This is a genomic window from Sneathiella glossodoripedis JCM 23214, assembly GCF_000616095.1.
GTDB classification, from domain to species: domain Bacteria; phylum Pseudomonadota; class Alphaproteobacteria; order Sneathiellales; family Sneathiellaceae; genus Sneathiella; species Sneathiella glossodoripedis.
In genome coordinates this window covers 492,443-517,514 of the sequence record NZ_BAMS01000001.1, presented here as the reverse complement: position 1 = coordinate 517,514, position 25,072 = coordinate 492,443, and the positions used below count along the sequence as shown (strand labels likewise).

General features: G+C 45.5%; 27 protein-coding genes and 2 pseudogenes. 13 read left to right on the top strand and 16 right to left on the bottom strand.

Going from position 1 to position 25,072, the window contains the following annotated elements:
• Window positions 1–7 precede the first annotated feature (7 nt).
• The 5 genes and pseudogenes from rfaE1 to JCM23214_RS02595 all read left to right on the top strand — a co-directional run bounded on the left by rfaE1 (window position 8) and on the right by JCM23214_RS02595 (window position 4,745).
• Window positions 8–1,488: pseudogene (gene rfaE1, locus JCM23214_RS18750) on the top strand (D-glycero-beta-D-manno-heptose-7-phosphate kinase).
• Entirely contained in the window at window positions 1,488–2,477 is a 990-nt protein-coding gene (gene rfaD / locus JCM23214_RS02610) for an ADP-glyceromanno-heptose 6-epimerase (protein ID WP_037492563.1), read from the top strand. Before rfaE1 ends, rfaD begins: the two are co-directional and overlap by 1 nt.
• Before the next feature lie 87 nt (window positions 2,478–2,564).
• Complete coding sequence (locus JCM23214_RS02605) at window positions 2,565–3,389, top strand: DUF547 domain-containing protein (protein ID WP_051547991.1); 825 nt, start codon at window positions 2,565–2,567, stop codon at window positions 3,387–3,389.
• A 68-nt stretch (window positions 3,390–3,457) separates the two neighbouring features.
• Entirely contained in the window at window positions 3,458–4,282 is an 825-nt protein-coding gene (locus tag JCM23214_RS02600; RefSeq protein ID WP_025897395.1) for a hypothetical protein, read from the top strand.
• A gap of 67 nt (window positions 4,283–4,349) precedes the next feature.
• Window positions 4,350–4,745 (top strand): GFA family protein, encoded by a 396-nt coding sequence (locus tag JCM23214_RS02595; protein ID WP_025897393.1) that lies wholly within the window; start codon window positions 4,350–4,352, stop codon window positions 4,743–4,745.
• Window positions 4,746–4,770: 25 nt separating this feature from the next.
• On the opposite strand, the gene JCM23214_RS02590 is transcribed toward JCM23214_RS02595, so the two are convergent.
• The 8 genes from JCM23214_RS02590 to JCM23214_RS02555 form a co-directional block, all read right to left on the bottom strand.
• Window positions 4,771–5,205, bottom strand: a complete 435-nt coding sequence (locus tag JCM23214_RS02590; RefSeq protein WP_199899238.1) for an MmcB family DNA repair protein — start codon at window positions 5,203–5,205, stop codon at window positions 4,771–4,773.
• Between the two features lie 17 nt (window positions 5,206–5,222).
• Window positions 5,223–5,591, bottom strand: coding sequence for a helix-turn-helix domain-containing protein (locus JCM23214_RS02585; protein WP_025897389.1), 369 nt, complete (start codon window positions 5,589–5,591; stop codon window positions 5,223–5,225).
• Window positions 5,592–5,601: 10 nt separating this feature from the next.
• Window positions 5,602–6,288 (bottom strand): Smr/MutS family protein, encoded by a 687-nt coding sequence (locus tag JCM23214_RS02580; protein ID WP_025897388.1) that lies wholly within the window; start codon window positions 6,286–6,288, stop codon window positions 5,602–5,604.
• The gene (locus tag JCM23214_RS02575; RefSeq protein ID WP_051547990.1) at window positions 6,288–6,992 is read right to left on the bottom strand and encodes a LutC/YkgG family protein; all 705 of its coding nucleotides are present in this window, start codon (window positions 6,990–6,992) and stop codon (window positions 6,288–6,290) included. Before JCM23214_RS02575 ends, JCM23214_RS02580 begins: the two co-directional genes overlap by 1 nt.
• Complete coding sequence (locus tag JCM23214_RS02570; protein ID WP_025897385.1) at window positions 6,962–8,386, bottom strand: LutB/LldF family L-lactate oxidation iron-sulfur protein; 1,425 nt, start codon at window positions 8,384–8,386, stop codon at window positions 6,962–6,964. The genes JCM23214_RS02575 and JCM23214_RS02570 overlap by 31 nt, the downstream gene beginning before the upstream one ends.
• Entirely contained in the window at window positions 8,386–9,159 is a 774-nt protein-coding gene (locus tag JCM23214_RS02565) for a (Fe-S)-binding protein (protein ID WP_025897383.1), read from the bottom strand. The genes JCM23214_RS02570 and JCM23214_RS02565 overlap by 1 nt, the downstream gene beginning before the upstream one ends.
• Before the next feature lie 75 nt (window positions 9,160–9,234).
• On the bottom strand, window positions 9,235–10,443 hold the full coding sequence (gene mltA, locus JCM23214_RS02560) for a murein transglycosylase A (protein ID WP_025897382.1): 1,209 nt from the start codon (window positions 10,441–10,443) through the stop codon (window positions 9,235–9,237).
• 18 nt (window positions 10,444–10,461) lie between these two features.
• Complete coding sequence (locus JCM23214_RS02555) at window positions 10,462–11,154, bottom strand: Tim44/TimA family putative adaptor protein (protein WP_025897381.1); 693 nt, start codon at window positions 11,152–11,154, stop codon at window positions 10,462–10,464.
• A gap of 168 nt (window positions 11,155–11,322) precedes the next feature.
• On the opposite strand from JCM23214_RS02555, the gene JCM23214_RS21955 reads away from it, so the two are divergent.
• Both JCM23214_RS21955 and secB read left to right on the top strand, forming a co-directional pair.
• Window positions 11,323–11,829, top strand: coding sequence for an FxsA family protein (locus JCM23214_RS21955; protein WP_025897380.1), 507 nt, complete (start codon window positions 11,323–11,325; stop codon window positions 11,827–11,829).
• Window positions 11,830–11,923: 94 nt separating this feature from the next.
• On the top strand, window positions 11,924–12,421 hold the full coding sequence (secB, locus tag JCM23214_RS02545; RefSeq protein WP_025897377.1) for a protein-export chaperone SecB: 498 nt from the start codon (window positions 11,924–11,926) through the stop codon (window positions 12,419–12,421).
• Between the two features lie 57 nt (window positions 12,422–12,478).
• Here secB and dnaQ read toward each other — a convergent pair whose 3' ends face one another.
• From dnaQ to JCM23214_RS02520, 5 genes are read right to left on the bottom strand one after another with little or no spacing between them, the layout of a single operon-like run.
• On the bottom strand, window positions 12,479–13,147 hold the full coding sequence (gene dnaQ / locus JCM23214_RS02540) for a DNA polymerase III subunit epsilon (protein ID WP_025897375.1): 669 nt from the start codon (window positions 13,145–13,147) through the stop codon (window positions 12,479–12,481).
• Complete coding sequence (coaE, locus tag JCM23214_RS02535) at window positions 13,140–13,745, bottom strand: dephospho-CoA kinase (RefSeq protein ID WP_199899237.1); 606 nt, start codon at window positions 13,743–13,745, stop codon at window positions 13,140–13,142. The genes dnaQ and coaE overlap by 8 nt, the downstream gene beginning before the upstream one ends.
• The gene (locus JCM23214_RS02530) at window positions 13,742–14,602 is read right to left on the bottom strand and encodes a shikimate dehydrogenase (protein WP_025897372.1); all 861 of its coding nucleotides are present in this window, start codon (window positions 14,600–14,602) and stop codon (window positions 13,742–13,744) included. The genes coaE and JCM23214_RS02530 overlap by 4 nt, the downstream gene beginning before the upstream one ends.
• Window positions 14,599–15,210 (bottom strand): Maf family protein, encoded by a 612-nt coding sequence (locus JCM23214_RS02525; protein ID WP_037492561.1) that lies wholly within the window; start codon window positions 15,208–15,210, stop codon window positions 14,599–14,601. Before JCM23214_RS02525 ends, JCM23214_RS02530 begins: the two co-directional genes overlap by 4 nt.
• Before the next feature lie 10 nt (window positions 15,211–15,220).
• Window positions 15,221–16,039: a pyruvate, water dikinase regulatory protein gene (locus JCM23214_RS02520; protein ID WP_025897368.1), complete on the bottom strand. Its 819-nt coding sequence runs from the start codon at window positions 16,037–16,039 to the stop codon at window positions 15,221–15,223.
• Window positions 16,040–16,439: 400 nt separating this feature from the next.
• On the opposite strand from JCM23214_RS02520, the pseudogene hemE reads away from it, so the two are divergent.
• The 6 genes and pseudogenes from hemE (at window position 16,440) to JCM23214_RS02485 (ending at window position 21,275) form a co-directional block, all read left to right on the top strand.
• Window positions 16,440–17,485 (top strand): annotated as a pseudogene (gene hemE / locus JCM23214_RS18740) (uroporphyrinogen decarboxylase).
• A gap of 18 nt (window positions 17,486–17,503) precedes the next feature.
• The gene (gene hemH / locus JCM23214_RS02505; protein ID WP_025897367.1) at window positions 17,504–18,553 is read left to right on the top strand and encodes a ferrochelatase; all 1,050 of its coding nucleotides are present in this window, start codon (window positions 17,504–17,506) and stop codon (window positions 18,551–18,553) included.
• Window positions 18,550–18,999 carry a protoporphyrinogen oxidase HemJ gene (gene hemJ / locus JCM23214_RS02500; RefSeq protein WP_025897366.1) on the top strand — a complete coding sequence of 150 codons (450 nt, stop codon included), beginning with the start codon at window positions 18,550–18,552 and terminating at the stop codon, window positions 18,997–18,999. The genes hemH and hemJ overlap by 4 nt, the downstream gene beginning before the upstream one ends.
• Window positions 19,000–19,239: 240 nt before the next feature.
• A complete protein-coding gene (rho, locus tag JCM23214_RS02495) occupies window positions 19,240–20,496 on the top strand; it encodes a transcription termination factor Rho (protein ID WP_025897365.1) in 1,257 nt (418 codons plus the stop codon).
• 144 nt (window positions 20,497–20,640) lie between these two features.
• A complete protein-coding gene (locus JCM23214_RS02490; RefSeq protein WP_025897364.1) occupies window positions 20,641–20,886 on the top strand; it encodes an AbrB/MazE/SpoVT family DNA-binding domain-containing protein in 246 nt (81 codons plus the stop codon).
• An 8-nt stretch (window positions 20,887–20,894) separates the two neighbouring features.
• A complete protein-coding gene (locus JCM23214_RS02485) occupies window positions 20,895–21,275 on the top strand; it encodes a hypothetical protein (protein ID WP_025897362.1) in 381 nt (126 codons plus the stop codon).
• A gap of 173 nt (window positions 21,276–21,448) precedes the next feature.
• On the opposite strand, the gene JCM23214_RS02480 is transcribed toward JCM23214_RS02485, so the two are convergent.
• Genes JCM23214_RS02480 through JCM23214_RS02470 form a run of 3 tightly spaced genes read right to left on the bottom strand, consistent with a single transcriptional unit; the run spans window position 21,449 to window position 24,975 of the window.
• Window positions 21,449–22,423, bottom strand: coding sequence for a quinone oxidoreductase family protein (locus tag JCM23214_RS02480; RefSeq protein ID WP_025897361.1), 975 nt, complete (start codon window positions 22,421–22,423; stop codon window positions 21,449–21,451).
• A 46-nt stretch (window positions 22,424–22,469) separates the two neighbouring features.
• Window positions 22,470–22,949: a methylated-DNA--[protein]-cysteine S-methyltransferase gene (locus tag JCM23214_RS02475; RefSeq protein ID WP_025897360.1), complete on the bottom strand. Its 480-nt coding sequence runs from the start codon at window positions 22,947–22,949 to the stop codon at window positions 22,470–22,472.
• A gap of 1 nt (window position 22,950) precedes the next feature.
• Window positions 22,951–24,975, bottom strand: a complete 2,025-nt coding sequence (locus JCM23214_RS02470; RefSeq protein WP_199899234.1) for a thioredoxin domain-containing protein — start codon at window positions 24,973–24,975, stop codon at window positions 22,951–22,953.
• Window positions 24,976–25,072 lie beyond the last annotated feature (97 nt).

The window sequence follows — 25,072 nt, the reverse complement described above, 5'->3', positions numbered from 1 at the left end:
GGACCCTATGGATCTGGGAAAGCTAAATTCCGTCATTTCCAACTTTGATAACATCCATATTCTCTGTCTTGGCGATGTGATGCTGGATCGTTTCGTCTATGGCAGTGCATCACGTATTTCGCCTGAAGCCCCCATTCCGGTTCTTGGTATAACCCATCAACAATCCATGCTGGGCGGGGCGGGAAATGTCATTCGCAATATCCTCTCCCTTGGCGGGCAGGCAACTCTCATCGCGCTGGTCGGTGATGACGCGGATGGCCATGAAGTTGAAAGCCTTCTTGCAAAAGAACAAAAGCTGAATAGCGCAATTGTAAATTCAGGCCGCAGACCAACAACTGTAAAAACCCGATTTATCGCTGATGGTCAGCAATTACTGCGGGCTGACGCAGAAGTGAACCATAATGTGGCCGAAGATACAGCCCGTCGTCTGCTGGAAGAGTATGAAAAAGCGTTAGGGTCAGCCGATGTGGTCATTTTGTCGGATTATGCTAAAGGTGTACTTTCTGATCAGGTCCTGAAGCACGCGATAAGTCTGGCCAAAAAAGCCAACGTTCCAATTATTGCAGACCCCAAATCAACTGATTTCAGTCGCTATGAAGGGGTCACATTACTCACACCTAACCGCAAAGAAATGATTGCCGCCAGCGGTCATCCCTGCAGCAGTGATAGCGAGGTAGAGACAGCCGCATCACATATTTTATCAAAGCTTCAAATCAATGGCCTGCTTATAACCCGTTCTGAGGCCGGAATGAGTTTGGTAACCAAGGCTGAAACAGCCCATATTCCAGCGCAAGCCCGCGAGGTTTTTGATGTATCAGGTGCTGGTGATAGCGTAATAGCCTGTCTGTCTTTAGCCATGGGGGCAGGTGCAAGCGTTGTTGATGCGGCTTACCTCGCCAATCTGGCCGGTAGTATTGTTGTTGCCAAAACAGGGACGGCTGCTGTCACTCAGGTTGAACTGTGCGCCAGCTTCAATCGAGTGAAATCAAATCAGCCGATAACAAGATTTCTCCTTTATCCAAAGCAAAAGAAATTGTTGATGGGTGGCGGTCTCGCGGTTTGAAAGTTGGCTTCACCAATGGCTGTTTTGATCTTGTTCATCCGGGACATATCTCTCTGATCCGCCAGGCACGTGCAGAATGTGACCGTCTGATTGTGGGGCTAAACACAGATGACAGCATTAAACGACTCAAAGGACCCGACCGACCCGCGACGACGGAAACATCACGAGCGATAGTGCTTGCAAGCCTTGAAGATGTGTCACTGGTCGTCCCCTTTGCCGAAGATACACCCATCAACCTGATTAGTGAACTCAAGCCAGATGTTCTGGTAAAAGGTGCAGATTACACAATAGATACAGTCGTTGGCGCTGATCTTGTTCAAGCCTATGGCGGACGGATCTTTTTAGCCAAATTAAAAGAAGGCTTCAGCACCACAGGCACCATCCAGCGACTCCTTGAAATTGATCGCAATAAAGGAACTGATTAATGCCAAGACGTATCCTTGTAACCGGCGGGGCTGGCTTTATTGGCTCAAATATCGTTGCGGCCCTGTCCGATAAAAATGACGAAATCATCGTCTGTGATTGGCTGGAAAAAGGCGATAAATGGAAAAACCTTGCTAATCATGTTGTCAGCGATTTTGTTGATCCAGATAATCTGGACACTTGGCTGAAAACTGCACCCGCGCTGGATGCCATAATTCATATGGGCGCCATTTCTGCAACTACCGAAACCGACGGCGACCTGATTTTAAAACGCAATTTCAGACCAACCCGTATGCTTTGGGACTGGTGCACTGCCCACAAAATCCCATTCCTTTATGCCTCTTCTGCAGCAACCTACGGAGATGGCTCTGCCGGATTTAAGGATGAGCAATCTCCAGAAGCGCTGGAAAAACTAAAACCACTGAACCTGTACGGATACAGCAAACATGCCTTTGACAAGTTTGTGGCGGCGGTCGAGCGTGAAGGGGGGCCAACTCCTCCTCAATGGGCGGGGCTTAAATTTTTCAATGTCTACGGGCCCAATGAATATCACAAGGAAGGCATGAAAAGCGTGATCGCACAAAGCTATCCGAAAATTGCCGCAGGTGAACCTGTTACCTTGTTCAAATCACACAATCCTGATTACGAGGATGGCGGCCAACTTCGTGATTTCGTTTATGTAAAAGATTGTGTCAAAGTGATCTTATGGCTACTCGATAACCCACAGGTAAGTGGTCTTTTCAATCTGGGAACCGGGAGCGCTAGAAGCTTTAAAGATCTGGCACTTGCCACCTTTGCAGCAGCCGATAAGGAACCTGACATTCGTTATATCGATACACCGATTAGCATTCGCGACAAATACCAGTATTTCACGGAAGCGGATATGCAAAAACTGAAACAGGCCGGATATGGCGGGAATTTCTATGCCCTAGAAGATGGTATTCGTGACTATGTGCAGTCATATCTCTCCAAGGAAGATCCCTATCTGTAACCCTAACAAACCTGTGATCTACTGTTATTTGCGATTTGAAAAATTTCTGGCAGTCTTGACCTGATATTAAAGGAGCCTGTCTGGAACATGAAAGCCGTGTACGCATTCATATTTGCGTTAAATCTGTCTGTAATCATCTGCAAGAATGCCACCGCTGCGCCAGACGCCATTCTAATTGAGCGCTGGACAGCTCATGATCCATCCAGCCAGCAACAGGTAGATCATTCACCTTTTAATGATCTGCTGTCTAGCTATCGTTACGTGGGAGATGATTTTATTGCACGATTTGCCTATGACAAGGTTAGTAAAGCCGACCACGCAAAATTAATCTCTTATTTGAATTATCTGCAATCTGTGAAAGTCAGCAGTCTGAACAGAAACGTGCAATATGCATTCTGGGTCAATCTGTATAACAGCCTCACAATCTCGGTTATACTGGCGCATTATCCTGTAAATACCATTCGCGACATCAATATTTCTCCCGGGTTTTTTACAACCGGTCCCTGGGGAGCAAAACTGGTCACAATTGAAGGCCATTCCCTGTCTCTTGATGATATAGAACATGGAATTCTTCGACCTATCTGGAAAGATCCACGCACACATTATATCCTCAATTGTGCATCCCTTGGATGTCCGGACCTTCCAAAAAAGGCTATTGATCCCGATAATCTTGAACCCATTTTGGAAAAAGCCGCTAGAAATTTCATTAATCACGAACGGGCGTTCAGACTTACTCCAGACAAGGAAGTCGTTGTAAACAGCATTTATCGCTGGTTTGCAGAAGACTTTGGCACATCTGACAAAAACATCCTGACCCACATTGCCCAATATGCGTCACCGGTTCTCTCGGTCAGATTGCAAGGAAAAACACATATCAATGATGATCACTATGCTTGGCAACTAAATAATTAGCCCGCTTACTTCTTGTGTTTTTCTACTCTTATTAGTATAATAATTCCCTCATATAGAGGGGTGCATATATGACAGCCATGAATTCCTTGACAATTGATTCCAAAAAAGTGGACCGGCTTCTTGAAGAGGCAAACGCCCTTGCTGAATATGTGTACCGGCATGGCAATATTTTACAAGAAGATAAAACACAAGAAGATAAAACAGATGTTTATAGAACCTTCCTCAATGACCTTAAGGATCTGGAATGTACTAAATCTGCTGAGAGCTGGGTAAATCTGCAGGCAAGCTATGCCAAACTGTCCGCCATCACTTACGCCAAAAATTTTGTCAACGGACACACTATTTTGGAGACAAAAAAGGCGACCAACCAAATTTTGATGAAAGACAATATACCGCGGACCAGACCTGTCGTAATCGGATTTGCCTTATTCATATTGGCTATCCTGATTGAAATATCGAAAGTCTGGGTTTTGGGAGATCCAGATCAGGAAGCAGGAAATGGCAGTGAAGATTCAGCGATTTTGGGGCTGGCCAAGCCAGCTCTCATATTTCTGATTGCGGCAACCTGGGGCGGTATTGGGTCCTGCATATACCTGATGAAAAGAATATCCGATAAAATGTTTATGGAAGCATATGACAGCGCAAAAGTCCGCGGTGACATCACCAGAATTTTTCTGGGATCTATGCTCGGTGTTTGTGTTGTATTGCTATTCTTCAATGTCCCTGATGAACCCACACCTTTTGGTGAAATAAAGTTCGGACAGGCAATCGCGGCCTTTATAGCGGGATTGGGCATCAAACCTGTTTATGCTGCTTTTGAAACACTGAGCGAAGAACTGGCGTCCCGATTGGGAAAAAGACGAACAGCAACTGAAGTGCAGCCTGCCCGCTAGTATGAGTTGACAAAATTGCCTTTTGTTCCTATTTTGTTCTCATTCTTAAAGGAACGGGAGGACACTCATGATTTCCGGTAGTTGTTGCTGCGGCGCCGTCAGATTTGAACTCAAAGAACAGCCTGAAATGATGGGAACCTGTCACTGTTCCAGATGCCGTAAAATTGGGGCCAGTACCATAATTTTTACAAAGCAGGAAAATTTCACACTTCTGTCTGGGAATAAGAGTATTTGTTATTACCCACCCGAAAAAGGATATCAATATACCCGCAGTTTTTGTGGGATTTGTGGGTCTTCACTTGGTGAAATTGGCTCCCAGAGTGATAGCTTTCCAATCCCTGCTAACCTGTTTGATGATGAACTTGAACTAACGGTCAAGTTTCATGAATTTACGTCCGAAAAACCCCATTGGTACGAAATTACAGACGATACCAAGCAGTTTTCCGGCCATCCTCACTCCTGATATCACGTGTGATTTTTAATCAGGTTTATAAGCCCGATGGCTCAGACGAAGATTGAGATAATCGATACGCAGCCTGCCGAGCAAACCTTAAAGTAATATTTTTTCGACGGGCTGCATTGAGCTTGCTATCCGGTGCCGGGCGGATGATTTCTGCATGAAAATCATCCGCTATGATAAGCCCCTGATCTTGTGGTAATAAATCTGTTGGAAAATCTTCATCAACTGCGAAGAAATATCCATCGCAGAAATCCAGGTATTCTGCCCATTTCCCATCACTTCTGAAATCCGCAACACTGCTTTTGATTTCCGCAATCAATATATGCCCTTTGTCATTAATGCCCATAACATCAACCCGTCTGCGAATTCGTAAATTTACTTCGCACATACTGGCATAGCCCATTTGTTCAAATAGGTTCTGAACTGACCGTGCCAAACGGACACCTTTATCTGATCTTTCCAATACCAAAGCTCACCCACCTACAACCGTGATGGAGTTGAGTTTTTCAAATATTCGAGCATTTCCGCCAGTCGGGGCTCTGACAAATTTCGAATTTCCCGCGCTAAAAGATTTGCATATTCAGTCGCGGTAGGCGATAGACCACTGGTATCAAGAGTTACTTTTGGATGAGACAGCGCAGCTAGCCGGTGTAACTCTTCCGCTTCATCCCAGATGATATTGAAATAGGAACAAACCTGTTCTACCAACGACCAGGACGGTTGTCCCCGATGACCATGTTCCAATGCCGATAAATAGGCGGAACTGATCTGCAGATCTTCTGCCATTTTTTTTAAACTGACATTCTGCTCTTCGCGTAATGCTCTTACACGAACTCCAAAAGGGGTCATTTTCCGCTCCTCACCCTCGCGCCCTTCGTAGCAATACATACAATGCCCCTGCACCTCCATGATGGGGTTGAGCAGGTTTAAAATCAATAACCAGACGGTTCAACTCCGGCTCACGGAGCCATCTGGGAACCTCTTCACGCAATACACCTTTTCGCCCACCACCCATATAGGGCGCATCATCAGTCTGACGGATAGAAGATCCTTTGCCTGTAATAACCAGAACACAGCGTTTGCCGCTTCGATAGGCGCTATGAATAAAACTCTTCAGGCGGCTATGCGCCTCTTTTCGGGTATATCCATGCAGATCAACCCGCCCCTCAATGGGCATCTTGCCCCGGCGCAGACGTTCTGAGCTGTTTCGATCCAGCCCTGCAACAGGACTACGCTTTGAAATATCCTCAAGCGCCTGATGAAGAGCACTAGGTGGTGTCGTCGATTTCACCGAAAATGCATCAGGCCGATCCAGACGGACCCCTTTTCTTTTTCTCCCTTTGGCCTGCGCATACGGAGCTTGTATTTGTGGCTTTTTCTCCCCCTCGGCAATTAGTTCGGAAAAGGATGTATATCGGTTCACATGGATCGGTTTTACCGTTGATGATACATGCTGCCATAAATGGCGGTCGTCAGAACTCAGCTTACCACGTTCCTGCGCTTTAACGGCCTTACTGCCTTTGCCTGTATCACCTTTTTCCGCCATCAGCCGACCAGTATCACATGAAGGCTTTTAGGACCGTGTGCACCCATAATCAGCCTTTGTTCGATATCTGCAGTTCTAGACGGGCCGGAAATCAAATTGACGGTTCTGGGCATATCATCGGTACCCCGGCCACTACGTAGTAAATCCCATGCCTCCTCATATGAACCACACATCGTTTTCACGTCAACGACAACAATATGGTTTTCGGGCAAAAAATTAACCGTGGAGGGGGTATCCGGGCCTGATACCATCATCAAAGTCCCACTCTCTGCAATCGCTGAAAACGCAGGTGATAGACCGACTTCATCTTCTTCAGCGCCGGCGCCAGTCACAATTTCCAGAGTTGGCACTTCCTCCCAGGGAAGATTTGCAACCAGTGGGGAAGGGCTTACCTTTATCCGACTTGGCAGGTTTTTTGCCGCCAAATAAGCTTTTATCCTTTCTGGAATTTGTGAAGAACTCTCTACACGCTCAACCGTTGTCAAAAGCTCTGTCATCTTTTCAGTAAACAACGCAATCTGATCTTCCGGTGGTATTTGGCTACGCTTTGGAACCAGATTTCTTTTATGCGCTTGAATACGGCGTGCCAGAATATCCTGCTCACTTTTTGAAAGAACATCACGTCCTTTTTGGGATCGGATACGGCTCAGGATTTTTTCGCGACTATCCATATTTATCCCTCCCGCTTTTGTTTTTTCTGCCATTGCTGCATGAAAGTCTCCCCTTGCGGCGCTGGCAGGTCTCTCACTCGAGTCCAGCCATTGTTAAAGGGCAGCTTTTTAAGTCTTCCCTCTTTTCCAGCCATCAATGACAGCATTTTCGCGGCAATCTTTGTGACCTGCCGGTATAGCCCCGGTCGTTTGGCAAAAAATCCCCAAAGCTCTATACCCCAGCGATCCGGTTTTGGAGCAATCTGTTGCTCAAAAGCCTTCTCCCGCCAGTGACGAAGAATTTTTGGTAACGGAATACGAACCGGACACACTTCTTCGCAACGCCCACAAAAGCTCGAAGCGTTTGGTAAATGCAACGCTTCTTCCAAACCAACCATCTGCGGGTTCAATGCCGCACCAATAGGGCCGGGATATACCCATCCGTAACTATGCCCACCAACCGCGTGATAAACCGGGCAATGATTCATACAGGCACCACAACGAATGCAACGCAGTAATTCCTGAAGCTCTGTACCGATCATTTCTGAACGGCCGCCATCGAGCAGGATCACATGAAAATTTTCCGGGCCATCAATATCATCTTTTCGCCTGGGCCCTGTCGAAAAGGTAGTGTAGACGGACATTTCCTGACCAGTTGCCGATCTTGCCAATACCCGCATGACTGTACTGACATCCTCCAGTGTGGGGATGACCTTTTCCAAACTGGCAACAACTATATGGGTCTTTGGAAGAGACTGGGTTAAATCCCCATTTCCCTCATTAGTGACAATGACCGTGGATCCAGTCTCTGCCACCAGAAAGTTAGCGCCTGTAATACCAACATCAGCCGTTACATATTTATGGCGCAGGACCGCGCGGGCTTCTCCGACCAGTTTTTCCGCATCCTCTTCTCGCTCTGTATAACCATATTTCTGATGGTGCTCATGAAACAGTTCGGTCACTTGTTCTCTGGTTTTGTGTACCGCGGGACCGATAATGTGACTGGGCGGCTCATCCGCCAGCTGAATGATATACTCACCCAGATCCGTCTCAATAGGTTCAATGCCCTGTGCTTCCAGAAACTTGTTCAAGGCAAGTTCCTCAGTGATCATGGATTTGCCTTTTGTCACCGTTTTGGCACCGGCATCCTTACAGATCTTCAAGATTGCGTCTTTCGCATCCTTGTGGGTAGAGCACCAGTGGACATGACCTCCCTGATCCTTTACCCGGCTTTCAAAATATTCCAGATAATAGTCGAGATTTTCCAGAACATGGTTTTTGATATCGCGTGCCTGATCACGAAGCTGTTCAAACTCGGGAAGCGCATCTGCGGCCTCCCGACGCTTGGTGGTAAATCCTTGTTTGACCCGATTAAGGGCAGCACGCAGTTCTTCATCCTGCAGCGCTTTATGGGAATTTTCCTTGAATTGTCGGCTTGTAACCTGCATTAGCGCCTCTCCTCCCCAATGCCGGGAACATCACCCATACCGGCCAGAATTTCTGCAATATGCAGAACTTTCATATTCTCACCGCGCCGATAAAGTCGCCCAGCGATATTCATCAGGCACCCAAGATCCCCCGCCGAGATAACATCCGCTCCTGTAGCTTTCAGATGATCAATTTTTCGATCAACCATCTCTTCGGATATCTCTGAATATTTAATGCAGAAAGTTCCACCAAATCCGCAGCAAGCTTCTCTGTCTTCAGCTTCTATCAGTTCTAACCCATTGATGTTTTTCATCAGTTCCCGTGGCTGCTCAACAACTTTCATTTCTCGCAGATTTGAACAGCTGTCATGGTAGGTAACTTTCTGATCAAAATGCACATCGTTAGTTTCGAAGTTTCTGACATCTTTTAGGAAGGAAACAAGTTCATAGGTCCGATTGGCAAGATCCTGCGCCTCCAGCAACATATCCGGATCATCTGCAAACAGTTCAGGATAATGTTTTCGGATCATACCGGCACAGGATCCAGATGGGGCAATGACATATCTGTATCCCTTGAAAGCACTGATCACATCACCAGCGATCTGTTTCGTTGATCGCCTGTCACCTGAATTGTATGCAGGTTGACCACAACAGGTTTGTGCATCAGGTACAACCACCCGACATCCTGTTTGTTCAAGCAGCTTAACCGCAGCAAAACCAACCGAAGGTCTGTTGATATCCACAAGACAGGTTACAAACAGAGCAACCTCTATTTTTTCGGTGTTTTCAGACATACACATATTCTCCCAAGCTCAGTGGGTGAACTATACGCATATCCTGCGGCGGACACCAGAGAGTGAAAACCCGGTTTAAAGGTTTTTCTGCTTTACCAGAGAATTTGGCAGTAAAATCCAGTATCGACCTTTGCTTTTCATGGATCCAGCTGCGTCATATGCATCGCGTCCATGTCCCCAGAATACGTCTCCACGCACTGGCCCTCGAATAGCGCCGCCTGTATCCTGCGCCATCATCAAATGATTAAAGGGATCTGGATCAGTTTGGGACGGGCCTGCAAATACCTCTGTTTGCAACCATACCGGAACGCCTAGTGGCATCCATTTACGATCAACAGCAAGGCTGCGCTTGGGTGTCAATTCCACCCCCTGTGCACCAATGGGGCCCGAAGTGGATAATTCCCGAAAAAATATATAGGAAGCATTTTCCTGCATCAGATCACTGGCCTTGTCCGGGTTCGCCTCCAGCCAGTCACGAATGGCTTGCATGGACATGTCTTCTCGTGCAACGGCCCCATTTTCAATCAATGTTTTACCAATAGCATAATAAGGATGCCCATTCTGAGCAGCATACCCCACACGCAATTGAGACCCGTCATCAAGTTCGATCAAGCCTGAACCCTGAATATGCAGAAAAAAGGCGTCCACAGCGCTGTCCACCCAGACAATTTCAAGATCACGGCCTGCAAGTGCCCCTTCTTCGATTTCCTTGCGGTCTGCAAATGGATATAGCTGTCCGTTTTTCACAACACCAGCAATTCGTTGCCCCTTTAGACTATCTCTAAAACGGCCAAGATCCACCATTACCAGCTCATCGGGCCGCAAATACAAAGGTGTGGCATAAGTTTCTGACCGGATTCGGCTACCTTTCAGGCTGGCTTCATAATATCCGGTAAACAAACCCCAAGGATCCCCGGCATTGGAGACAGCAAAGGGCGTGAAATTGTCTTCCAGAAATGTGCGGATTTCTGCACTATCGGCGCCCAGTTCAAGAACGTTTTCACACAAATCAGACCAATCCTGCGCTTTTCCTGCAAGACCATCTGCCCCAAGTGAGCGGGTAGCTGGAAGACGCAGGATTTTTTTGCAGGATGTTTGAAAAGCGGACAGAAAGGGTCTTAAATCATCTTCATTCCAGCCCTTCAAGTCTGAAAAATTTGCTTTTTCAAGAACCAGTTGCTCGTATGCTTTTTCCTCTATTTTAAAGAAGAAATACCAAATACCCACACCTGAAATCACCACCAGCAACATAAGTGCTGACAGGATCAGTCTGTCTTTTCTCACCCCAATCCCCTCACAAAATCAGTCTGCACGCTTGGTGGTAATCAATAACCAGTTTGGATTTCGGGATTTAAGATTTCTGGCGAAGGTCCATTTCTCACGAACCAAATGCGGATGGGTATCGCCGCTTATAACAACACCTTCTTTATCTTTGGTCATCGAAATCATTTCAGTTTCGAAACGAACTGTCACTTCCGCATCTTTGCCATCAAGAAGTGCATCCACAAGTTCAGAAGATTTGATGCTCAAAATATCGGTGGTCATCTCTTCACCCGCAAGCTCGCGAGCGTCGATAGCATTTGCAAAATTTTTATAAACTTCTTCGGATAGCAGATCCTTTAAAGTCTTTTTATCTCCATTGGCAAATGCGAGAACAATCGTCTCATATGCCATCTCTGCCTGAGAAGGAAAGACATCCGGATTAAAATTTCGATCAATTTCATGAATCTGACGCAAGGTTGCTGCCAATGGGGGACTAACTTTGGAGGCAATTTTGAAGTCCTGCTCCATATCATCATTCATGGGGATCACATTGTCAGCCGGATCATCCTTGTAACTTTGTTCCGCTTTACCAAAGCCTTTGCGGGACAAATCCTCGCGCGGGGTTTGCTCATGACCCATTCGGCGCCCAAGAACATTTCGCAACCTCAGGAAAATGAAGGCTGCGATCATTACCAATAATATTATATCCAGGAACTCGAACCCATTACCCATGATTTTTAATTCACACCAAAGTTATAAAATGCCAAAATCCACCCAGAAACAAACGGGCAGCCTTCGAAGGGTACCCGCTTCCAAAGCCAAGGTCCAGATGGATCTTATTTCTTGAAGTTTAACCGCCTGCTAATAAGTAAATAGAAACTGCAACAAGGATAAACAAGTTTGCCATTACTGTTTTTTGCCATTTTAATCGCTATTCCTGTCGTCGAAATCTTCGTCTTTATCGAAATCGGTGGGGAAATAGGGGCACTTAATACCATCGCCCTTACCTTTTTAACGGCCGCAGCAGGCATGCTGCTCTTGCGAATACAAGGTATATCCATACTCACACAAGCTCAGGAACGCCTGCAAGCGGGACTATCCCCTGTGCGCGAAGTCTTAAGCGGCATATTACTGGCACTGGCTGGATTATTTTTACTGGTCCCGGGTTTTGTAACCGATGCGATCGGATTTCTCCTGTTTCTGCCGCCGCTTAGAAACCTGATTGCGGACAGCCTTGCCTCACATAGCAGATTTACACGTAGCGAGCGGCAATACAGGGGCAACAAAGACCATCAGTATCGAAGTGAAACAATTATCGAAGGAGATTATACGGTTGTCACTGATCCCGATGATATTGAACCCGGCCCTTCCAAAGAGGAGAGCCCCTGGTCAAAAAATAAAGACTGACGACGGCTAAAGCTTGTCCAGCGAACAGATACATGTTAGCCAAGGTCAACTTTTTTCCAATGCCAAACGACTCTTTCAGGAGAATTTTTTTAAAATGGCTGAAAATGAAACAGAAACAGGAGCAACTGCTGCTCCTGAAGGCCAGGAAGGTCCAATCCTTTCCATTATTACGCAATATGTTAAAGATATTTCATTCGAAAATCCAAACGCGCCGGCCAGCCTGAATCCAGAATTGCCTCAACCCTCCGTGGATTTGGGTATTAATGTTCAGGCAAAAGCGCTGACACCCGAAAATTACGAGGTTGAACTGCGCATTCAGGCAACGGCCAAGCATGAAGACAACACGGCTTTTATTATCGAGCTTGTCTATGGTGGTCTATTCCTGATTAAAAACTTCCCCGCAGACGCACTTGAAATGGTGTGCATGATCGAATGCCCGCGCCTCATTTTCCCGTTTGCACGCAGAGTTATCTCAGACGCTTCTCGCGACGGTGGTTTTTCGCCTCTGCAGCTTGATCCGATTGATTTCGCTGGATTATATCAGGCTCACAAAAGTCAGGAAGCGCAGAATAATACTGCTGGCAACGCTTGATAACAAAAATTTCCGACTTAAAAGCCCCTTTTTGGGGCTTTTTTCATGTGTAATTTTCTAAGAATTCCAGATCGGATCAGATAACTTTTCCAAAAAAGCAGAGTGTGCAGCCAGTTCTTCGTCGCTTGGTGCATGTGGGCGAGGGGGGCGCACAACTGACTTTCGAAACTGGGTGTTCTCAGTCTCGCCAGATGCTCCCAATGAAAAACCTGTCTGTCGACCACCGCGAAGTTCCAGATAAACTTCGGCCAGAAGCTCGGCATCCAGCAAAGCTCCATGTTTTTCACGAGCAGAGTTATCAATATTAAACCGCCGACAAAGAGCATCCAGGTTGGCCTGTGCACCAGGAAACATTTTTCGGGCCATTGCGACAGTATCAACGGTACGATCCATCCCAAGGGGCCTGCGTTTCATCCGGATCAGCTCGGCATTGATGAACTTCATATCAAATTCGGCATTGTGAATAACCAGATTTGAATCGCCAATAAAATCCAGAAAATCATCCATCACTTCTGCGATTACCGGATGTTGTTTCAAAAATTCCTCGCTCAACCCATGAACCTTGAAAGCAGCCTCAGGCATATCACGCTCTGGATTTATATACACATGAAAGACACGGCCGGTTGCCATATAATTTTCAAGCTCAACACACCCAATTTCCACAATCCGATCACCTGTAGAAGGATCAAAACCGGTTGTTTCCGTATCCAGCGCAATTTCACGCATGAGCAGCTTCTTCCCGTAACTCTCTAATCAAATCCTGAACTTGTTTACGTGTCTCTTCCATCGGTAAGCCTGTATCAATCACGTAATCAGCAAGTTCTCGTTTCTGTGCATCAGGTACCTGCCGTGCCAGAATAGATTCAAACTTTTCTGCCGACATATCATCTCTGACAAGAACTCTGTCCCGTTGCATCTGAGCAGGTGCACTGACCACTACAATCTTGTGGAAATTTTTCTCACCGCCAGTTTCAAAAATCAATGGTACATCCAAAATAACCATATCATGCCCATCCTGCTCCGCTTTTTGTAAAAACTCTGCTCGATGGGCGCCCACCATTGGATGAACAATAGCTTCCAGTTTTTTTATAGCACTATCATCACCCAGAACCAGCTTGCTTAAAGTGGGACGATCAACCCGGCCATCTATAACAGCCTCGGGGAACAGTTTTGAAATAGGCTCTACTGCCTGTCCTCCAACCTGATAAAATTTGTGAACCTCTGCATCCGCGTTATAGACAGGAATACCTTCTTCGCGAAACATTACGCCTACCGTTGATTTACCCATTCCAATGGATCCGGTCAGACCTATTATTTTTATCATTTTTGTCCCAACCCTTCTAATACATAGGCTCTCAAATTCGTATCAACCTCTGGACGTGTTCCAAACCAGGCCTCAAATCCTGCTTTTGCCTGATGAAGCAGCATCCCAAGACCATCAATAGTAATATGTCCACGCTCCTTTGCTGATTTCAACAGTTCAGTTTCAAGGGGGGAATACACTATATCCGTCACAACGGCTTCTTTTTGAAGACCCTCAAGCGGCATTTCCAAGCGCTGTTGACCACTCATACCAAGGCTTGTTGTATTCACCAGAAGGTCAATATTCCCAAGGTTTTTGGCGCGATCCTCCCACCTAATAACCTCAATGGGAAACTGCGAAAATTCTTTTGCCAGTGCTTCGGCCCGCAACAATGTTCTATTTGTCAGATAGATTTTGGAAAACCCGCTTTTTTCAAGCGCATATATAATTCCTCTGGCGGCCCCTCCAGCACCCAGAACAAGGGCTTTTGAAGACTTAAACCGATTTAAGTCAACCCGTTCAGCCAGACTGTCGGTAAAACCAATCCAATCCGTATTACGGCCAATTAACTGACCTTCATCTCCAATAATAACCGTATTGACAGCTCCGATTATTTTAGCCGCATCTTCAAGCTCATCAATCTGATCAATAATAATCTCTTTCAGCGGTATCGTCAGATTACAACCTCTAAATCGGGCATCTTTTGGTAAATTTTCTCTTTCGATCAATGATGAGATTTTACTCATCAACTCTTCGGGTCTTACTTCAAAAGCCTGATAACTGGCGTCCAGCGCATATTTTTTTATCCAGTAACCATGCAGTCTGGGTGACATGGAATGAGAGATGGGAAATCCCATTACGCCTGCACATAATGTCATGAAGCTACAACCTTGTGTCCACGAAGAAAATCAATAAGCGGGAGTAGGGGAAGACCCAGAATGGAAAAAAAGTCACCCTCAACCCTGTTAAAAAGCTGAGCTCCCAGACCTTCAAGCTGATAGGCTCCGACTGAGGATAAAATTCCCTCACCAGCAGTTTCCAGATACTCATCCAGAAAATCTTCAGAAAACTGGCGAACCTGCAGGCTGGCGGTATTTGAAAAATGCCAGATAATTGTGTTCGATTTTGCCACGCAGACTGCATTTTGAAGATGATGGGTTTTCCCTCTTAAACTCGATAAATGAGCCCTCGCATGGCTCATATCAACTGGCTTGTCAAACCAGACACCGTTGCATTCCAGCATCTGGTCAGCGCCGATTACCAGATGCTCAGGATAATCCTTTGAAATTTTCAAGGCTTTCAATTCAGCGAGTGCAATTGCTGTATCAGTTGCACTTGCTCCTGCTGCCTGCAGGGAAAGTTTCATTTCACTTTCGTCAACCTTTGCCGCAATAGCTTCAAATGTTAAACCCGCATTTTTCAGCAAGTCACGTCTGGACTGACTTTGAGACGCCAGAATTAATCCCGGTATCGGATCCTGAACCATTACTCCTGCCTTAATCCTGTTTACTGAACCGCTTGTTATAAAGAGTTATGATCTGCGCTGCAGTTTCTTCAACCGATCTGCGCGTTACATCAATAATCGGCCAGCCATGCTTTGTACATAATTTGCGTGCCTGTAAGACTTCTTCTTTTATTTGGTCCAGATCCACATAATCTGTCTCGTTAGTTTCTTTTAAGGAAAGCAGCCTGTTTTTTCGAATTTGTGACAATCGATCCGGACTGGATGTCAAACCTACAATAAAAGGACGTTTCAGCTCGAAAAGCTGTGGGGGCAATGGACAACCAACAACGATTGGAATATTTGCTGTTTTGATCCCTCTGTGTGACAGATAAAATGAGGTCGGTGTTTTTGACGTTCTGGAAACCCCAACCAGTACAATATCCGCATCTTCCAAGCCATCAGGCATTTGCCCGTCATCATGGGCTAACGTATAATTCAAGGCTTCAATTCGCGCAAAATACTGCTGATCAAGCATATGCTGACGGCCCGGTAAACCACGGCTTTCCTGACCAAGATACTGTGATAGCGATGCCATCACTGGATCAAGAATGGATATACAGGGAACTTTTAATTTCCGGCACCCTTTTTCAAGGGTTTGGCGCATCTCCTTATTGACCAGGGTAAACATGACAAGGCCGGGATTTTTCTGAATGGAATCAAGGATATCATCTAATTGACGGATGGTCCGGGTCATAGACCAGACATGCTCAACTGGTTCAACAGCATCAAATTGAACAAGAGCTGCAGTCGTAATTGACTGCAGGGTTTCACCCGTTGAATCCGATACCAAATGAAGATGTAGCTCTGTCATAAATACCTGTCCCGATCAGCCTGTGGATAATGTGAATAACAGGGATAACATGAGCCAATTGGCACTTCCAGAAACTTTACTCTTTTCCATTCCTGACTTTACAATTTCCCTGTACACGTCTGGACAACTCAATACAGCTCTTTTGAAAATCGGGGATATCCAATTTACTGCTCTAACTTTTCAAAGTTATCCCCATTATCCCCATAATTAAGGTGATCGAAAAACGCAGCTATACCGTAGTTATCCCATGCGTCAGAAAAGCACATGTTTTTTCCACAGTTTTTAGGGTAATACTGTGCATGAATCAGTATCCCCATTATCCACAGGGATAAACAACAACAACTACCTTCTTTTATAAATATATATTGGAAGGGATAACTTTTTGAGGAAGGCAAGTTACGTGTCAGCTAAACCCGCCAAAAGATTTTTGAAAGCCTTGCGACAGGAAAAACTCGACAGGCCTCCTTTTTGGCTCATGAGACAAGCTGGACGATATCTACCCGAATATCGCCAAACAAGAGCTGATGCAGGGTCGTTTCTGGATCTATGCTATAATCCATCACTAGCAGAAGAAGTCACTTTGCAACCTCTTCGTCGATATGACATGGATGCAGCCATTTTATTTGCCGATATTCTGCTTATTCCTGATGCATTGGGACAGCCTCTTGCCTATAAAGAAGGTGAAGGACCAGTACTAGATCCCGTTCGCTCGGCAAAAGAACTTTCAAAACTGACTTTTGATAATCTTCACAATCGTCTTAATCCGGTCTATGAGACCGTTAATCGATTGAGCGGCTCCATTCCCTCGCATTGTTCCCTAATCGGCTTTGCTGGCGCTCCCTGGACCGTAGCGACCTATATGGTGGAAGGTCGTGGCTCTAAAGATTATGTGGAAACCAAAAAATGGGCCTATTCAGATCCAGAAGGTTTTGATCAGCTGATCGAATTACTGGTTCAGGCGACAATTGAATATCTGATCAAACAGATAGAAGCTGGCGCTGAAGCAGTTCAGATTTTTGATACATGGGCCGGTGTTTTGCCTGACGATAAATTTGAACGATGGGTAACCCAGCCGACGGCAAAAATTGTCACCGCAATCAGAGCTAAATATCCAGATTTTCCCGTAATCGGTTTTCCAAAAGGTGTTGGCGGGAATCTCCTTGAATTTGTGGAGAAAACTGGCGTAACTGCGGTTAGTCTTGATACATCGGTTTCGCTTGACTGGGCAGCTCGAGAAATTCAGCCAATAGTAACAGTGCAGGGGAATCTGGATCCGATCCTCCTTGTTGCCGGCGGAGATGCATGGTGAGCCGCATTCATCATATCCTTCGAAAATTCTCAGGCGGGTCTCATATTTTTAATCTGGGTCATGGAATTATTCCGCAAACACCACCTGAGAATGTCGAACTTTTGGCAAAAATCGTTCAGGATTGGAAAAACGGCTAACAGAAAGGGCATCTGGGTTTGAGCAAAAAAGCAGTCATATTGTTTAATTTGGGAGGACCGGATGCTCCGCAGTCGGTTGAACCCTTTCTATTCAATTTGTTCAATGATCCCGCAATTATCGGTTTGCCAAATCCATTTCGATTTCTGGTGGCAAAGCTGATTTCATGGCGCCGTGGACCTACTGCTCGGGAAATTTATGCTCATTTGGGAGGTAAATCTCCTTTGCTGGAACAAACACAGTCTCAGCAGCAGGCTCTGCAGGCTTCCCTATCCACAGATGAAGATGAATATCGGGTTTTCATCGCCATGCGCTACTGGCATCCGCGTGCTGAGGCGACTGTGAGAGAAGTAATCGCCTATGATCCTGAGGAGGTTATTCTTCTGCCGTTATACCCGCAGTTTTCGACAACGACGACGGCTTCATCGGTTAAAGAATGGCATGAACAGGCCAAGAAACAGGGCTTGAAAGCGGTTCATAGCACAATTTGTTGTTATCCGGCCGAAGATGGATTTGCCAAAGCATATGCAGCCTTGATTTCAGATAAACTGTCGCAAATGAAGGATGTTAATCCCAAGCTTCTGTTTTCAGCTCATGGGTTGCCCAAAAAGATAGTTGATGCTGGTGATCCCTATCCGGATCAGGTGGAGAAATCAGTAGCAGCGATCATTGCGCGGTTAAACCGTCCTGATCTTTCTCATCAGGTATGTTATCAAAGCCGCGTGGGTCCGCTTGAATGGATTGGCCCTGACACTGAAGAGGAAATAAGGAAAGCTGGCAGTGAAGGTCAGCCCCTGCTGGTGATCCCGGTTGCTTTTGTATCCGAACATTCTGAAACTTTGGTTGAGCTGGATATCGAATATGGTGAACTTGCGAAAGAAGCAGGTGTTCCCAGGTACGAGCGCGTTCCCACTGTCACGATCAATGAAAAATTTGTAGAAGCCCTTGCGAACCTGGTTCGCAAACGGCAATCAGGTCAAATTGCGAGTAATGAAGCAAAATTATCTGTCCTGCGGGGGCAGGAGGATGTCTTTGCCGGTAATATATTATTGAGGGGCGTCCAGCGATGATGGATTTTTTAAGCGATAACTATCTGTGGATAAAAGCATTTCACATTATTTCAGTAATCGCCTGGATGGCGGGAATGCTCTATTTACCAAGGCTTTACATATATCATTGCGATGCCGAAACAGGATCTGTCCAATCAGAAACCTTTAAAGTGATGGAACGTCGTTTGCTGCGTGGGATTATTAATCCTGCCATGATAATGACCTTCATTTTTGGGGGAATACTTTTGTCAATTCCGGGAATTGTGGATTGGTCTTCCGGTTGGATATGGGTCAAACTTGCGGCAATTTTCCTGATGGGCGGTTTTCATGGATCTCTGTCAAAATGGCGAAAAGAGTTTGAGCGCGATGAAAATACACGTCCGGCAAAGTTTTATAGGTTCGCAAATGAGTTTCCGACTATTTTGATGATAATCATTGTCATTATGGTCGTTGCCAAGCCATTTTAGCATAAAAAAGGCGTATTTTCGGGGTGTTACGCATTTTAGACTGTTGACTTAAATGTCATATGCTGGCATTTCTTTATCTCAACCGGTCGCGCTTCTCTTGCGACTGGGAACTGAGACTTAACTCACTTAGTCCCTCAAAATCGAAACAGATTGATCGCTAGTTAGCGCATTACTTCCCACTAAAGTAACATCAACTGACTTCTTCCGTATTCAAATTATTATATATCTTTAGAGATTTACATGAATCTTCAAGAACTTAAAAAGAAAACCCCCCCTGAGCTTCTCGCAGCAGCAGAAGCCCTTGATATTGAAAATGCTTCTACAATGCGTAAACAGGAACTTCTGTTTTCCATTCTTAAGCATGAAGCTGAAAATGGCGTTGAGATAACCGGCGGCGGTGTTCTTGAAATCCTTCAGGATGGTTTCGGTTTCCTTCGGTCACCAGATGCAAACTATTTGGCGGGACCTGATGATATTTATGTCTCTCCCAGTCAAATTCGCAAATTTTCCTTGCGAACAGGGGACACGGTAGAGGGACAAATTCGCAGTCCCAAGGATGGGGAGAGATATTTTGCACTTCTTAAAGTGCAGCAGATTAATTTCGAAGAGCCGGAAAAAGCGCGCCATAAAATCAATTTTGATAACCTGACACCGCTTTATCCTGATGAACGGATCAAGCTTGAAACACCAGATCCAACAAAAGAAATCAGTTCTGCCCGAGTAATTGATCTGGTTTCCCCGCAAGGTAAAGGGCAGCGTGCATTGATTGTTGCACCCCCGCGTACCGGTAAAACGGTTCTTCTTCAGAATATCGCCAACTCCATTACAACCAATAATCCCGAAGTCTATCTGATTGTCCTTCTGATTGATGAGCGCCCCGAAGAGGTGACGGACATGAAGCGATCAGTAAAAGGTGAGGTTATCTCCTCTACCTTTGACGAGCCAGCAGCCCGCCATGTTCAGGTTGCAGAAATGGTGATTGAGAAAGCCAAGCGTCTGGTGGAGCATAAACGTGACGTGGTTATTCTTTTGGACAGTATTACCCGGTTGGCCCGCGCCTATAACACAGTTGTTCCATCCAGTGGTAAGGTTTTGACCGGTGGTGTTGATGCAAATGCATTGCAGCGACCTAAACGTTTCTTTGGTGCTGCCCGTAATATCGAGGAAGGCGGATCGCTAACTATTGTTGCGACAGCTCTTATCGATACAGGTTCAAGAATGGATGAAGTTATCTTTGAAGAATTCAAAGGAACAGGTAACTCTGAAATTATTCTTGATCGCAAACTTTCTGATAAACGTGTGTTCCCGGCTATTGATATTACCAAGTCAGGTACCCGAAAAGAAGAATTGCTTGTGGATAAAGCCACCTTGCAGAAAATGTGGGTTCTGCGCCGTATCCTTAACCCAATGGGAACAACGGATGCAATGGAATTCCTGCTCGATAAATTGCGGACAAGCAAAACAAATGACGACTTCTTTGATTCAATGAATACCTGATGGGTTAAAATGATATCCTTCATTAAAGCGCTACCTCACCAGGTGGCGCTTTTTTTGTATTTCTGGCATTTGATTTAATCCTTAGAATTAATAATAACATATGTTATTACTTGTATAGACATCTGATATTACAGGTTATTTTTTATGGTTAAAAAAGACCTTGAGCCTTTCGAGACCAAACTCAGAAAGACGGGAAGTGCAGCGGGCGTGACTATTCCGGCTGAGTTTCTGCGCCATCTTGGCTATGAAATAGGGGATACTTTGCGAGTTAAAATTGAAGGAGATGGCCTGCAGGTTCGAAAAATCGATCCTGAGTTTGATGAGTTCATGGCTCTTTATGAGCCAATTGAAACTCATTACCGCCCTTCACTCAAACGGCTCTTCAAATAGGGGATTTTATGCATCTACCAACTCGAGCCGTTATTCGCGAAACCTATAGAAGGTTATCCTCGGATTTTGGGGATGGTGATTGCCAGATTGATGATGTCAAAATTCGGGCTGCACTTGCCTGGCCGAGAATGATGGTTACCTCAAAATCCAGCTCAGATATTTTTGAAGTGGTTTTGTCTCTGTTCACTGGCGTTATTTCCGAACAGCCTGCCAGCAAAGGAAATGCTTCTCTGGCGATTCTACTCGTTATGATGACATTACGGCGAAACGGCTTTTTGCTTGATTTGACCAATGACGATATTCTCAAACTTTTTTCTTCCATCGCTAAAGGTGGCATGAATGAAAAGTCACTTATTGGATTCTTTCAACAAAAATCAATTCCGCTCTAGATCAGATTTTATATCTAAATTTTTAGGATTTTTATCAGAAATTTTTAGTAATAATTTATGTAATTACTATAGTTAAATTATTGATTTATAATAATTTAACTTGTCAGTTAAATATTTTCATAAAAAATGGCATCCCCGCGAAGAGATGCCATTTTTATTTAGATAACCGCTGATTACAGGGTAAAAATAGTGGATCCTGTTGTTTTTCTACCTTCCAGATCTTCATGGGCTTTGGCAGCTTCTGATAGATGATATCTTTGACCGATATTTATTTTTAGAGTGCCGTTACTGACCAACTTGATCAGATCCGCTGCTGACTTTTCCAGATCTTCGCGTTTTGCGTTATAGGTCATCAGAGTGGGACGAGTAACAAAAAGGGATCCTTTGGCAGCGAGGGTTCCCAGATCAACATTATTTACAGGGCCTGTCGCGTTTCCGTAAGACACCATCAATCCCATGGGTTTCAGGCAATCCAGTGATTTCTCAAAAGTATCCTTGCCAATACTATCGTAAACAACCGGAACACCTTCGCCGTTAGTGATTTCCATTACGCGTTTTTGGAAATCTTCAGTGCGATAGTTAATGGTGTGATCACAGCCATGTTCTTTTGCAAGGGCAGCTTTTTCCTCTGAACCAACAGTGCCAATCACGGTCGCCCCAATATGTTTTGCCCATTGACAGGCAATAAGGCCAACTCCGCCAGCTGCAGCATGAAATAGGATCGTATCACCTTGTTTCACGTGAAACGTCCGCTGAAGGAGGTATTCTACAGTCATTCCCTGCAGCATCATCGCAGCTGCGGTTTCATCATCAATATTTTCCGGGATTTGGATCAGGTTATCCTCAGGCATAATACGTTCTTCGGAATAGGCTCCGATCGGGCGCCCTGCATATGCAACTCGGTCTCCGGCTTTGACAAATTTCACACCTTCGCCAATTTCCTGAACAATACCGACCGCTTCCATTCCTGGCGAGGCGGGCAGGGGGCTTGGATAGAGCCCGGTTCTGAAATAGACATCAATGTAATTCAGGCCGACGGCAGCGTGTTTGATACGAACTTCGCCGGGTCCCGGTTTTCCAACTTCGACATCAGACCATTTCATCACTTCTGGTCCGCCAAATTCTTCAAATATAATTGCTTTTGTCATTATCTACCCATTTGTCAGGAGTTGCGCCCCTTGATCAGGTTTGATTTTATAAATCTAGACTTTGTTGTTGTGGTGGCAAAGCGTTTTCGAGGGCAAGCAGTTTCTTCTTTGTCTCGACGCCGCCTTGGCCGGAAAATCCGCCCATTTCTCGATTGGCTGCAAGAACTCTGTGGCAGGGAATTATGATAGGAATGGGATTTAGCCCGCAGGCATTCCCCACTGCTTGAGCGGAACTATCAAGGTCTTTTGCTATTTCACCATATGATCGTGTTTGACCTGCAGGTATGGCACTCATCGCTGAACAGACCGCTTTTTGAAACTGTGATCCCGGCGGATTTAGTGGTAAATCAAATTCTAGTCTTTTAGCATCAAAATAGTCGTTCAGCTGTTCAATTGCCGTGAGAAGTAAGGGTGTTTCTTCCTGCCATTCAGAGGGAACCCAACCCCAGTCTAGCGAAATAATCTGTCCATCTTCTTCAGTCACAGTGAGATCTCCCACAGGACTATGCATACTGAGCTGCGGCATACTATTGGTCTCCCTCCAGTATTTTTCGCAAATCCAGTGGTGAAGTTGCGGGCAGGGAACAGACGGGCCCAGTGCAAATATAGGCGGTAGGTTTATCATCAACACGTGATTTCCCTTTTGCCGGATGGTCAAACGGCAAATCTTCCGTATCCGTAATAATATTCAACACCTTGTTTGGAATACTGAAATTTCGAAGTTCGTTTAAAAGATCCTGCGTTTCAGGCTCGTCCCGTCCACCCACTATAATGATCTGTTTTCCTTCAATCAGAGTCTCAAAATTATTGAGGAAAGTGGCAAGGGGGAAGAAATTACGTCCCAGTTCTGCTGAAAAACACCGAACAATATCAGTGGCTTTTTCAAAGGGTTCTCTCTCTCCGGTCAGGTAATGAAGTTTGGCAAGAACTTCGAGCATGGTCCCATTACCAGAGGGAACCGCGTTATCAAATGCACTCTTGCTCCGGACAATCAGGGCTTCTGCATCATCTGCTGTTTGGAAATACCCACCTTCTGTATCCCAGAAATGCGTGTTTAGAATTGAAAACCAGGTTTTGGCGCGCTCCAGGTAAAAATTCCTTCCGGTTATTTCATACAAGGTTAAGGCCGCCCGGGCCATATTGGCATAATCTTCAAGAATACCAGTATGTTTGGCTAATCCAAGTCGATAGCTGTGATAGAGCCGTCCATCATCCTCCATAGAATGTGTTGTGATGGCGGTAAACGCGTTTTCCGCCTGCTCCACCCACCTGACTTCGCTGAAATAGGCACCGGCTTTGGCCATTGCGGCAATCATCAAGCCGTTCCAGTCGGTCAATATTTTATCATCAAGCTCAGGTGCTACCCTTTTTTTGCGTTCCTCAAATAATTTGGAGCGCAATGCCCCGAGTGCCGTTTCAAATTCCGGATCAAGGGTGGTTGGATAGTTTAATCGGTGAAGTATATTTTTGCCTTCCCAGTTTCCTTCGGCTTCAACACCATATATTTCACAAAACTGAGCAGCTTCGTCCCCTAAAATGGCTTCCAGCTCAGCGATGCTCCATACATAAAACTTCCCTTCCTCACCTTCGCTATCTGCATCGATTGTGGATGAAAACGCTCCGTTTTCACCAATCATTTCGCGAAGGACCCATTCTATTGTTTCATAAATACGGCTTTTGAAAAGCTCGCTCTTGGTTTCGTGATGAACCAGAACCAAGAGATCCAGGATCAGCGCATTATCATAAAGCATCTTTTCAAAATGCGGGACCAGCCACTCTGCATCGGTAGAATATCTCGCATATCCGCCGCCCAGATGATCATAAATGCCGCCTTGAGACATATGGGTGAGGGCCTTAACAGTTATATCGGACAGAATGTCATGACCTGTCCGTACATAGCTTCGCCACAGATTTTCTAAAACATAGGTTTGGGGGAATTTAGGGGCTGATCCGATCCCGCCATGTTCCTGATCTGCTTCTTCACTGTAACGTGCAGCGATCCTGTCCAGAACGTCCAAATTCAGTTTGGGCCTGTCGCCATCGGGTACCGAATTATGCTTTTTCAGCGCTGCTTTTAATATATCCCGGTTTTTGGTTACTTTTTCGGGTTCATTTTGGAAAATACCATGAACGGATTCCAGGACATGGATAAATCCGGGTCGACCATAAGCGGTTTCTTTTGGAAAATATGTACCGCCCCAGAAGGGTTCCCCTTTTGAGTTGAGAAACATGGTCAGTGGCCATCCGCCCTGTTCTCCCAGCAACGCGAGAGCCGTTTGATAGATATTATCGATGTCAGGTCTTTCCTCCCGATCGACCTTAATATTGATATACAGATCGTTCATTACTGCCGCGACCTGTTCGTCTTCGAAGCTTTCATGGGCCATAACATGACACCAATGACAGGCTGCATAACCGATGCTGAGCAGGATCGGTTTGCCTTCTCTTTTGGCCTGATCCAGAGCGTCCTGTCCCCAGGGCTGCCAATGAACGGGATTGTCTTTATGTTGCAGCAGATATGGGCTTGTTTCCTGATCAAGGACATTTCGCATTACTAAATCCATTATTTTATGTGAAATCAATCCATCTGATTGATCCACCAGTGATTTTCACATAACTTGAATATCGTTCTATGGCGAACAATACAAG